Annotated in this window: 11 protein-coding genes and 1 riboswitch; of the genes, 5 read left to right on the forward strand and 6 right to left on the reverse strand. The window is 39.0% G+C overall.

The annotated features are described in order from the left end of the window. The first annotated feature begins 256 nt into the window (after positions 1–256). Positions 257–1,057, forward strand: coding sequence for an ATP-binding protein (locus tag LKD48_RS05725; RefSeq protein ID WP_308731486.1), 801 nt, complete (start codon positions 257–259; stop codon positions 1,055–1,057). A gap of 7 nt (positions 1,058–1,064) precedes the next feature. After that, the gene (locus LKD48_RS05730) at positions 1,065–1,547 is read left to right on the forward strand and encodes a hypothetical protein (protein ID WP_308731487.1); all 483 of its coding nucleotides are present in this window, start codon (positions 1,065–1,067) and stop codon (positions 1,545–1,547) included. A gap of 154 nt (positions 1,548–1,701) precedes the next feature. Here LKD48_RS05730 and LKD48_RS05735 read toward each other — a convergent pair whose 3' ends face one another. From LKD48_RS05735 to LKD48_RS05760, 6 genes are all read right to left on the reverse strand, one after another. Further along, complete coding sequence (locus LKD48_RS05735) at positions 1,702–2,076, reverse strand: DUF6120 family protein (RefSeq protein WP_227101648.1); 375 nt, start codon at positions 2,074–2,076, stop codon at positions 1,702–1,704. A gap of 10 nt (positions 2,077–2,086) precedes the next feature. Then, positions 2,087–2,425, reverse strand: coding sequence for a PadR family transcriptional regulator (locus LKD48_RS05740; RefSeq protein WP_227101649.1), 339 nt, complete (start codon positions 2,423–2,425; stop codon positions 2,087–2,089). 126 nt (positions 2,426–2,551) lie between these two features. After that, complete coding sequence (locus tag LKD48_RS05745; protein ID WP_308731488.1) at positions 2,552–3,220, reverse strand: ABC transporter ATP-binding protein; 669 nt, start codon at positions 3,218–3,220, stop codon at positions 2,552–2,554. Continuing rightward, positions 3,217–4,458: a hypothetical protein gene (locus tag LKD48_RS05750; protein WP_308731489.1), complete on the reverse strand. Its 1,242-nt coding sequence runs from the start codon at positions 4,456–4,458 to the stop codon at positions 3,217–3,219. The genes LKD48_RS05745 and LKD48_RS05750 overlap by 4 nt, the downstream gene beginning before the upstream one ends. Continuing rightward, positions 4,451–5,551 carry a hypothetical protein gene (locus tag LKD48_RS05755; RefSeq protein ID WP_308731490.1) on the reverse strand — a complete coding sequence of 367 codons (1,101 nt, stop codon included), beginning with the start codon at positions 5,549–5,551 and terminating at the stop codon, positions 4,451–4,453. Before LKD48_RS05755 ends, LKD48_RS05750 begins: the two co-directional genes overlap by 8 nt. A 572-nt stretch (positions 5,552–6,123) precedes the next feature. Further along, complete coding sequence (locus LKD48_RS05760) at positions 6,124–7,440, reverse strand: glycoside hydrolase family 27 protein (protein ID WP_308731491.1); 1,317 nt, start codon at positions 7,438–7,440, stop codon at positions 6,124–6,126. A gap of 99 nt (positions 7,441–7,539) precedes the next feature. On the opposite strand from LKD48_RS05760, the gene LKD48_RS05765 reads away from it, so the two are divergent. From LKD48_RS05765 to LKD48_RS05775, 3 genes are all read left to right on the forward strand, one after another. Further along, entirely contained in the window at positions 7,540–8,409 is an 870-nt protein-coding gene (locus LKD48_RS05765; protein WP_308731492.1) for an AraC family transcriptional regulator, read from the forward strand. A gap of 16 nt (positions 8,410–8,425) precedes the next feature. Continuing rightward, positions 8,426–8,470, forward strand: a riboswitch (PreQ1 riboswitch). Between the two features lie 114 nt (positions 8,471–8,584). Beyond that, positions 8,585–9,586: a nucleoside hydrolase gene (locus LKD48_RS05770; RefSeq protein WP_066560163.1), complete on the forward strand. Its 1,002-nt coding sequence runs from the start codon at positions 8,585–8,587 to the stop codon at positions 9,584–9,586. A 238-nt stretch (positions 9,587–9,824) separates the two neighbouring features. After that, entirely contained in the window at positions 9,825–10,460 is a 636-nt protein-coding gene (locus tag LKD48_RS05775; RefSeq protein ID WP_262536361.1) for an ECF transporter S component, read from the forward strand. Positions 10,461–10,549: the final 89 nt, after the last annotated feature.

Consider the following 10,549-nt stretch of genomic DNA (forward strand, 5'->3'; position numbering starts at 1 on the left):
GTCCTTTTTCTGGGTACTATAAATGTGTAGTGTTACTGTTCGCGAAACTATGTTACGAAAGCCCTTCGGTGCAATGGTTTCGTCGCCGGACCAAACTCCGCAGGTTCCTTTTATGTTCTTTCTTATTATACATTACTTTGAAAGACCTGCTCCAAGTGTCCGGCTCGTGAAATCCATTCACCTTAGGGCTATGCCGTAAATATTGTTTTATCCGTGAACTGTAAGTGTGTAAAAAACCTAGGATTGGAGAATTTATATGATTAGACAGATTATACATATTGATGAAGAAAAATGCATTGGCTGTGGTCTTTGTGCAGATGCCTGCCACGAGGGTGCGATTGCGATGGTTAATGGAAAAGCAAAGCTGATGAGGGAGGATTACTGTGATGGTCTTGGCGACTGTCTTCCAGCATGTCCTGCGGACGCGATTTCGTTTGTGACACGTGAGGCGCCAGCATATGATGCGGCTGCTGTGGAAGCTGCTAAGCTAGAAAAAGCTGCGAAAACAACAAATGTGAAAACACCAGCTGCTGCCACTTCCTCCATTATCTCTGGGCTGAAATTAACTGATGCGCCAGTTCACACCGGCTGTCCTGGTTCTCGCGCTCAATCTTTTACACAGCAGGCTCCGGCTCATGCCTGCCCGAGCTCTGCTTCACGCGATCTGGATGCTGTCGGTTCATCTGCCCTGTCCCAGTGGCCTATTCAGATTAAGCTTGTTCCTGTAAATGCTCCTTATTTTAATGATGCCGATCTTTTAATTGCTGCTGACTGTACAGCTTATTCTTACAGCCGTTTCCATGAGGATTTCATTAAAGGACGAATCACTTTAATTGGATGTCCAAAACTTGATGACGGTGACTATAGTGAAAAGCTGACTGAAATTTTTACATCAAATAAAATTAAAAGCATTCATCTGGTGCGCATGATGGTTCCGTGCTGCGGCGGACTGTCTAAAGCTGTAGCAAACGCAATCGCTGCCTCTGACAAACAAATCCCATGCACGATTACCACTATTTCCCCACAGGGTGAAATAATTCGCACAGAAAGGATCTAATTAAATTATGTCTTGTACAAATACACCACTGCATAATGAACTGCTTGGCGCAGTGATCGGCCTCGCCCGTACATGTGCCAACAATCCAAAGACTGATGACACTGACCGCCTTATTTTTACAGCTCTTCGCGTGTCTGCAAACAAAAGCGCAAATGAGCAAACACTCGCTGCCATGATCCGCCGCGTAAATGAAGAAAAAGCGATCATCTCTCCAGGCTGCGCGACCTGCACGGCACGCTGCGGCAACACTGATAATTATGATATGTCACTTTTGTGGAATGCACCTGATGAGATACGCGAAGCAAAGCTTTCCATCTTGGAAAATGCCCAAGCACTCGCTGAAAAATTAATGCAGACAAAAAGCGAGGAGGTTCCCGAAGGAACCATTCCTCGCCTGTATCATGCACTTTTCATGGTAAAGGAAGATTGGGATGCTAAGCCGCTACAAGAGCTTGCTGAGGATATCGCTGATTGTATATGCATCCAGTAATTATTAAGACTACATTGGTTCCACATTCAATGTAGTCTTTTTTAAATTTCTAATATAATTTTCCATACACAGTATACTTCCACAAAACCTCTCCAGTCTTATCAGAATATGTATATGTTTTGCTTCCTATTTTTGTTGTGGTTTTATCAACTTTTTATTCATCAAACGGCCAACTTTCATATTCTGTAATTTCTGATTGCACATAAATCATTTTGATTTCATGCTTTTTGAACAAGAAAAAACATAAAATCAAACAAACTGCTAACATTGCTACCATTAGCAGCACATACAATTTTCTTTTATTTTGAGCCATTCGGCGTGTCTCATCAACTGAAACATTTAATATTCCTGCTACAACACTATCTGGTGTTCCAAAAGTATCAACTAATTCCTGATAGGTTATCTCAGGTTTTTCCGCTACATACTCATTAAGGGAAGCAAGCAATCCTGATAAATATTGCTTTTTCTCGGTGCGTCTTAACGGCAATTTTCGATAGATTGCTCGATAATACTTTTTTTCATTTTTCATATAGTCATCCTTATTCTTTCTTCTCTATTTTGAGTAAACAATTCATTGCCTTTTGTAGTTCCAGATACTCAGAAAGAAGTACTTCTCTGTAATCTCGACCACTATCTGTCAGATGATAATAAATACGAATTTGACGATTCTTTACCTTTGTACTAATGCTAGTAATATATCCTTCCTCCTCCAGCTTGTATAAAGATGTATACATCGCACCTGTATTTATACTCAATACACCATTCGACAGTTTTGATATACTTTGAACAAGTTGATATCCATACATATCTTCTTCTAACAACATAGACATGAGTACAAGTTCAATTGTTCCTTTTCCTATATTTTCCTTTACACCCACACTTGAACCTCTCCTCCATCTATATTCAACACGTGATACTAAGCAGCAGTCCATGCTTTCTCACAAAATGTCATTTTCTTAAAATAACATAACCTTTTTTTCATTATAAGTCAACATTAAACATTTTTAAAGTGGAAAAATTTTTCCATCTTCCATGTAAAACTGTTTAGTACCACTCCTTGCCATTTCCATATCATGCGTAACAACAACAATTGTTTTCCCTTCTTTATTTAATTTTTTCAGAAGAAAAATAAGCTGTTCTGTTGCTTTATGATCCAATGCCCCCGTCGGTTCATCTGCTAAAATCAGGTTAGCATCCATCATAAGTCCTCTGGCAATTGCAACTCTTTGTTTTTGCCCTCCACTTAACGTCTGTACTTTCCGATTCGTTAACTCTGCAATATGCAAATATTCCAAAATTTCCTGCGCGCGTATATTTGCACTTTTTATACTTCTTTTTGCTATTAAAAAAGGTAACTGTAAATTTTGCTTAACAGTTTGATCATTAAATAATCCAAAGTCTTGCAAGACAATTCCCATTTTCTGATTTCTGATTTCAGCCCGTTTTTTATCAGAACTTTTTGCCAAATCTATTCCGTTTAAAATACAATTTCCCTGATCGGCACACTCCATCCCTTCTACCACGCGCATCAACGTCGATTTTCCTGATCCAGATGGCCCCGTAATTGTTACAAAGTCACCATCTTTTACTGTCATCGTTACATCGTCCAATGCATGTACTTCCGTATCTTTTCCCTTAAAAAAAGTTTTGTATACATGATTTAACTGTATCACTCTATTCCCTCCCTGCTAATCAGCATGACTGCGTTGCTATTTTTCTTCATAATAAATATACTTGCATTTACAACAAATGCCACTATTGAAAAAACAAAAAAGAACAAGAAAGTACCTACTGAAAATTTCGCTTGATTACTGATATTATAAATATTTTTAATGATGGGATTTGTTGTATACATTGCTGCTAAAACAGGTATTGCTATAACCAGCTCTGTTGCTGCTGAATAAAGAGCAAAAATTTTTTTCCTTGATATTCCCATTAAATAAAATATTGCCATTCGTTCTCTGGTTTGTATCAAATGAATAAACAAATATCCCCCAAAGCCAAACATTAAAACAGGTATAAATAAAATACAAAGCAAAATTTCCCATTGATGTTCCATTGATGTCCAATACCATGACTGTTGTCGCAATGTCTTATACGTATTAACGGTTCCATATTCTGACAAAATCTTTGTCATTTCTTCAATTGTCTCTTTTACTGATACTTTTTCTTTTACCTTAAACAGCATTGGATAATTCCATTTTATTTGACTGAATTTTTCATTTTCTACTGCCAATACAAATGAATACCCTTCCATATCTTCTGGATAAAATCCAATTGTATCTAACTGTCTGGTTGTCCCACCATAGTGAATAGTAATAATAGGCTTTTCTTCATTCAAAATTCCTGTTATCACAGTTTCAATTTTACATTCCTTCTCCCCATTTAAATTTACATCCATAAGAACATGATCACCAATATTATGTTCTTTTGCCAATTTACCGGCAACGACTACTGGAACAATTTCATCTTCATTTTTGTCTTTTTCAACAAACTCTCCTTCATTCAGTTTTAGATCCGTCATTTCATACAAATCCTTTGAATAAACAATTAAATTTGCAATTTGTGAGGTTTCCGCATCTTGTATAATATCTGCACGCAGCTCTGAAATCATTCCAATTCTTTCAACATATTTTTCACATTTCTTCACTACATTTTCAAATGCCGTATTCTGGTATTGTCTTTCAACTTCTCCTGTTTCCTCTATTCCTGCATACGGGTCAAAATGCAATATTCTATCTGTATCAAACTTAAAACACGCCTCCAAGTCACGTGACAAGCGGATGCATTTTTTAAATGGATAAAAAGATGCTTCGAAAAAAATAATAAGCGAAAAAATCTGCATCATAAGAAAAACTTCTTTCCATATTCTTGCCGCATACAAACGCCAAATTAATATTATTTTACCCATCTATTTCTCTCCCCATAAACGGCAATCTTATAAATTGCAGCCCTACGACAATTGAAGATGCTATTATAATCATTGCTACTGATGCTATTCTTAAAAGGAAAATTGGAAGTGTATCTGCTCCAAAAATCTTTAGCACTGGCATTAAAAATTTATGTATGCAAGATGCTACTTGACTGCATATCAGCACTTCTATATTCCATTCTAATAAAGTCAACATTAAGATTTTTGTTCTGTGAATTCCACATTGATAAAAAATCACATACTGTTTGTAATTACCAATAATCCATTCTGTTATAAGCTGTATCATCGTAATTCCTATAACTGCCATAAATATCAAGGCAATTTTTCCTCGGCTGATTACCTGCTCTTGCAGAAAAATATCGGTATTACTACGTGGCATTGTTACTATTGCGTTTTGACATATATCTTCTAATTGTTCTTTTCTTCTTTTCAATTCTGAATATGTTGAATTTGGAAAATGTATCAGCACAAGCTCTGGATTTTTTCGCATTAAATACGTTGTGTATGGAAAAAGAACTATTTCTAATTCCATATTATCCATTGAAAAAAGTGTCTGTGGTGACTCGTTTGAAATAGGACTGTATATATTCCATGCTTCCAAAAAACCAGCACCTACTATATGATAATTTTCACCCTCATATTTCATATTCCTATTTAAAGCATCATATTTATCATGATGAATATACGCAACCATTTCACCATCTTTTTCCTCTTTCTCTGAGAAAAAGCGTCCCGTTGAATGTGGAAACCACTGGTCAATTCCAAATCCTTTCCATCCAATCAAACGCATATTTTTATCTTTTGATATGAATAGAATATTTTCTGCTTGTTCTGAAATTGGAGACTCTAACAGTTGCTGAACATCCTCCTGATTGCTGCCATTTTCTCCATACCATACTGCTAACGATGCATTCGCTCCAAATTGTGTTTCATTAAAATAACTCCTGCTCACAAAACCTAATATAACACTTATGCAAAAGCTTAGCAGTGTCATTCCGATCATTAAAAAAAACCATACTGCACAGCGTTGCCTAATCATTCTTCTTATAGAAAACAAAAATATCTTTCCCATTAGACAATTCCTTTCCTATAACCTAATAACTTATAGCGTTAGTTTCTCCAACATTCCTGCAACTAATTTTTTAATTCTCATATGTCCTCCTTCCTCATACTCACATTTTTAAACAGTGAATACAATATCCCTTTGCACCTTAACATAAAGTGCGACTCCAGTTCCTTGTTTGCGCAAACATGCTGTTTAAATCCGTATCTCATTTAAACATTTTGAATTATACAACCTTTTCCAATATATGTCAATATATAAATATATTATTTTTTAATATATTTATATTATTATATAGTTTCATTAAAAAATTTTGCTGACTTCTTTTATTTATAACTTAAATACTGCTTTATAACTTATTTTAAGTTATTATTCAATATTTAAGTTATAATATATTTACTCGTTCAAATATAAAAAGTTACTGCTTTCCAAACCCCATTGACACAAAAGGCGAGGAGATTCCCGAAGGAACCATTCCTCGCCTGTATCATGCACTTTTCATGGTAAAGGAAGATTGGGATGCTAAGCCGCTTCAAGAGCTTGCTGGGGACATCGCCTCTCTCTAATTACCACTATTTTAATTATTTCACTTCATATACTACACAGCTATGCGGTGCTAGCTCTGCACTTACTGCTGTTTCTGCGCTGTCTACCTTGCCTGTCCACAGCTCTTCTAAGGAAAGTCCTGCGTCTGGCTCGAATAGACATCTGCCGTCTGCTCCGATGATGCTTTCAATATCGGCATTTACAATTTGTACTTCTTCAGACAGGTTAAACAATGCAACATAGGTTTGACCTGTCTTTTCGTTATGTGCAGACCATGCTGCCTGATTGTCGTCCCTTGCGATCTGGTGCGGCTTGCAGTCTGGTGTCAGCATTGAAAGCACCTTTTTGTTTGTTAAAAGACCAAGGGTCCACTCGTCAAGCTTTGTCAGCTCTGCACCGATCATAAGCGGTGAACCAAACAGACACCAAAGTGTCATCATTGTGCGCTGCTCGTCCTTTGTAAAACGTGTGTCACGTTCTTCGCCAAAGCCTTTGCCCAGCTTTCCAATAGGAAGCATATCACAATCTGGATAATTGCCTCTTGATACCTGATTCTGCCACAGCTCACAGCGCTCAAACATGTTTTTCAAAAGCTTCCAATCATCCCAGAAATCATCTGTGATTCTCCACATGTTTGCATTGTTCTCATAGTGCCATGCCTTCTCGATAAGTGCTGGTCCCGGTGACAGAGACAATACAACACTTCTTCCGCACTTTTTGATTGCCTTTGCAAGCATTTCAACCTCATGAGATGCAGAATATGGATTGTGCGGGTAAATATTTGTGTTGCAAATATCATCACATTTGATGAAATCAACTCCCCACTCAGCATACATTTCAAGCAATGAATCATAATATGCCTGTCCTGCCTCACAATTTCTCACACCGTACATATCTGGATTCCAGCCACAGATAGAGCTTGGATCAGCAATTTGGTTTGCAGTCCAGTCTGTTTTCTTTACTGCCATATGTGTATGTGCAGCGATTCTTGGAATACCACGCATGATGTGAATACCAAATTTCAAGCCAAGGCTATGTACATAATCTGCAAGTGCCTTAAAGCCCGTGCCATCTGCTGATGATGGGAAACGCTCCGGATCTGGCTGTAAGCGTGAATATTCGTCAATTGCCAAATCAGAATATGGAATATACTGATAAGTATTTCTCTGTGAGCCTGCCTTCTTTGCGTACCACTCAATATCAACTACTACATACTCGTAACCGGCATCCTTTAAGTGTTCTGCCAAGTAAGCAGCATTTGCTCTTACCTGCTCTTCATTTACTGTCGTGTCATAATAGTCATAGCTGTTCCAGCCCATAGGTGCAATCGGTGCATAATCATTCTTGTTCATGATATCCTCCTTACTATTGTGTATTTTCTTACTTTTTATTATAATCACTTTATATAAAAATAAAAGAATACAATCTTGACATGAAAGGGTAATTTTTTGATGTACTATACAAAAGGCGTATTTGGTGTATTAAATCTTGAAAGCTTGCCAGATGAACCAATGGTTCTTCTTGACGGCGGAATTGAAAGCCGCTATAAGGAAGAATACTTTTTTGATAACAGCTGCCGCTCCAATTATCACGGTTATCTTTTTCAATATACACTGTCTGGGTGCGGTGCTTATGAATCTAATGGCAAAACTATTTTTCTTACTCCCGGAACAGCCTTTTTTGCTGCAATCCCCGAAAAAAGCTGCTATTATCTGCCTGAGAAAACTGATGAACCATGGGAATTTCTCTATCTTCATTTTGATGGAAGCGCTGTTTTTCCCTTTTTTGAAAAGCTTACGCAGCACTGCGGCGGTATTATTTCAATTGACGCGCAGACAAGCTGCATTCAAAAGGCGCTTGCTCTTCATACACGCATGATTAGCGGAGGGCATTTGCAGCCATATGAGGGCGGAGAATTTTTATACGGCTTTCTCTGTGGACTGCTTCGTCATGTTCTCCATCCAGCTGCTTTTCACACTGAAAGCACTGCCAGCCAGGCAGCTCTTTTAATGGAAAAGGAATTTGCAACCATTGGCGGTATTGATGAGGTGGCAAAACGTCTCCATATTTCTTCTGAGCATCTGTCCCGCTCTTTTCACAGCGAATGGGGCATTGCTCCTGTTCAATATTTAAATAGAATGCGTATTCAGTCTGCCATGAATGATCTTCTTGGAAGCACTGACACTATAGAAGTCATTGCTGTCAAAAACGGTTTTGCAAATGGCAACTATTTCGCTAAAGTCTTTCGCCGCTATACAAAAATGACTCCGGGTGAATATCGCTGCAAAAAAACTGGACAAATCCGAACTTTGTCAGTATAATAGGGCACAGGCGATTTGCCTACTGGTTCGAAACCCTCCCAGTATAAAAAACTAGGCTGATGAAGCGTTCTTTTTTAAGAGCGCTGTTTTCGCTGTAGTTTTTGAGGTGTTCAAATTCGTGCGAAGGCAGCGCTTTTTTTGCTGACTTTTGCACAAAAGAAAGGAACAGCTTATTATGCGAAAAAAAGTAATTATCGACTGTGATCCGGGCATCGACGACAGCCTTGCGATCATGCTTGCCCTCTCCTGCGATCAGATTGAGGTGCTTGGAATCACAATTGTCTGTGGAAATTCCCCGACTGAAATGGGGGCAGGCAATGCTGCAAAGGTGCTTCGTCAAATGAATCGCCTTGACATTCCAATTTTTACTGGTGAACGCACACCACTAAAGCGCGACTATGTAAACGCGCTTGACACACACGGCGCTGATGGCTTAGGTGAAAGCTTTCTTGAGCCAGTGGAAAACTTTTCTTTCCACACTGATGCCGTCTCATTTCTTGAGGAAACAATTCTTAACACGCACTGCAGCGTCATCGCACTTGGTCCGATGACAAATCTTGCACGTCTCATCCAGAAAAATCCTGCAGCATTTGCTGCAATTGATGAACTGGTATCGATGGGCGGTGCTTTTAAGAGTCATGGCAATTGTTCTCCTGTCGCTGAGTATAACTACTGGGCAGATCCTGATGCTGCTGCGCTTGTCTATGAGACAGCAGCCATGCAAAATCGTCTTATCCATATGGTTGGCCTCGATGTGACAAGACAAATCGTTCTTACGCCAGATCTTATCTCTTATTTAAAGCGTCTCGACAGCAAAACTGGCTCATTTGTTGAGGCTATCACGAAATTCTACCTTGATTTTCATTGGGAATGGGAGCATATGATTGGATGCGTCATCAATGATCCTCTTGCTGTTGCCTATTTTGCTGATCATTCACTTTGCAGTGGTTTTGATGCTTACACAGCTGTTGAAACAGGAGGCATAAGCATCGGTCAAACAGTTGTTGACTCTATGAATTTCTATAAAAAGGAATCTAATAGCGTGGTGTTGACACAGACTGATCCTGTCCGTTTCTTTACCTTCTTTTTCTCGCGCCTGCTTAATAAGACTCCTGATGAGCTTGATCTTCTATCCGATATGGTGCGAAGTCCAAAGCAGGTACGCATAAATTCGTAACTTGTATCATTTTATGATGTTGGGGTCAAAAGGTATTTTGCCCCCAACTGATACCCACGAATTGCTCCGTTGCTATGCAACTTTCGCAATTCTAAAAACATTCGGATTCGCTGATTTTCTTTGAAAATCGCTGCATCCTCATGTTTTTGCGGGTCCCAAGCTCAAAACCCTAATCGTGCAAGCACGAACGGCTTTTGGAGCTTTTGACCCTGATATCATATAAAAAGAGGTATTTGAAATGGAAAATAATAATAGAAGAAAACTTGGAACTTATCAGATTTGTTTGATTGCACTGGCAATTGTTATGAATGTCATAGGCGGACAGATTGCGCTTGCTCTTCGTCTTCCAATTTATTTAGACAGCATCGGAACCATCATGATCGGTGCCATGCTTGGACCATGGTGCGGCTTAATTCCTGGTCTGCTTGGTGGTCTGATCATGGCTTTTACTGGTGATATTTACTCACTGTATTTCGCACCTGTCGGCATGATCGTTGGTTTTATGAGTGGTCTTGCTCACACAGGTTTTTCTGGTCTTCGCGGCGGTGCTAAGCTTCAGCGCATTTTGTCACTCGGTCATATAAGTACCGTTAAGGATGCCGCAATCATGATAGGACGTGCCTTTGTGATCTCTCTTCCAGGAACAGTTGTCAGCGCTTTTATCTGCACAGTTCTTTTTGGCGGAGTAACCTCATCTGGCTCTGCAATTCTTGTTCAATTTCTGGCTGCAAAGACACCGCTTGGGCTGACAGCAAGCATCGTTCTTGTTCAGTTTTTAACTGATTTTTGTGACCGCGCAGTAAGCCTTGCGCTTGTCATGGCAATGGTTCGCGTGCTTCCTGTTTCCATTAAGCAGCGCCTTGCCGCGAATTAATGTAATATACGGGTAACTATTCAGAACCCCATTCGCAAAATCGCATCTTCGATGCTTCTATTTTGCTCATGTGGTTACCTCGCCATATA

This window comes from Anthropogastromicrobium aceti, from assembly GCF_020687335.1.
Lineage (GTDB): Bacteria > Bacillota > Clostridia > Lachnospirales > Lachnospiraceae > Anthropogastromicrobium > Anthropogastromicrobium aceti.

Excerpts from the sequence above, each read along its gene's own strand:
- LKD48_RS05725 (WP_308731486.1), top strand. The coding sequence starts at position 257 with ATGATTAGACAGATTATACATATTGATGAAGAAAAATGCATTGGCTGT.
- LKD48_RS05730 (WP_308731487.1), top strand. The coding sequence starts at position 1,065 with ATGTCTTGTACAAATACACCACTGCATAATGAACTGCTTGGCGCAGTG.
- LKD48_RS05735 (WP_227101648.1), bottom strand. The coding sequence starts at position 2,076 with ATGAAAAATGAAAAAAAGTATTATCGAGCAATCTATCGAAAATTGCCG.
- LKD48_RS05750 (WP_308731489.1), bottom strand. The coding sequence starts at position 4,458 with ATGGGTAAAATAATATTAATTTGGCGTTTGTATGCGGCAAGAATATGG.
- LKD48_RS05755 (WP_308731490.1), bottom strand. The coding sequence starts at position 5,551 with ATGGGAAAGATATTTTTGTTTTCTATAAGAAGAATGATTAGGCAACGC.
- LKD48_RS05760 (WP_308731491.1), bottom strand. The coding sequence starts at position 7,440 with ATGAACAAGAATGATTATGCACCGATTGCACCTATGGGCTGGAACAGC.
- LKD48_RS05765 (WP_308731492.1), top strand. The coding sequence starts at position 7,540 with ATGTACTATACAAAAGGCGTATTTGGTGTATTAAATCTTGAAAGCTTG.
- LKD48_RS05770 (WP_066560163.1), top strand. The coding sequence starts at position 8,585 with ATGCGAAAAAAAGTAATTATCGACTGTGATCCGGGCATCGACGACAGC.
- LKD48_RS05775 (WP_262536361.1), top strand. The coding sequence starts at position 9,825 with ATGGAAAATAATAATAGAAGAAAACTTGGAACTTATCAGATTTGTTTG.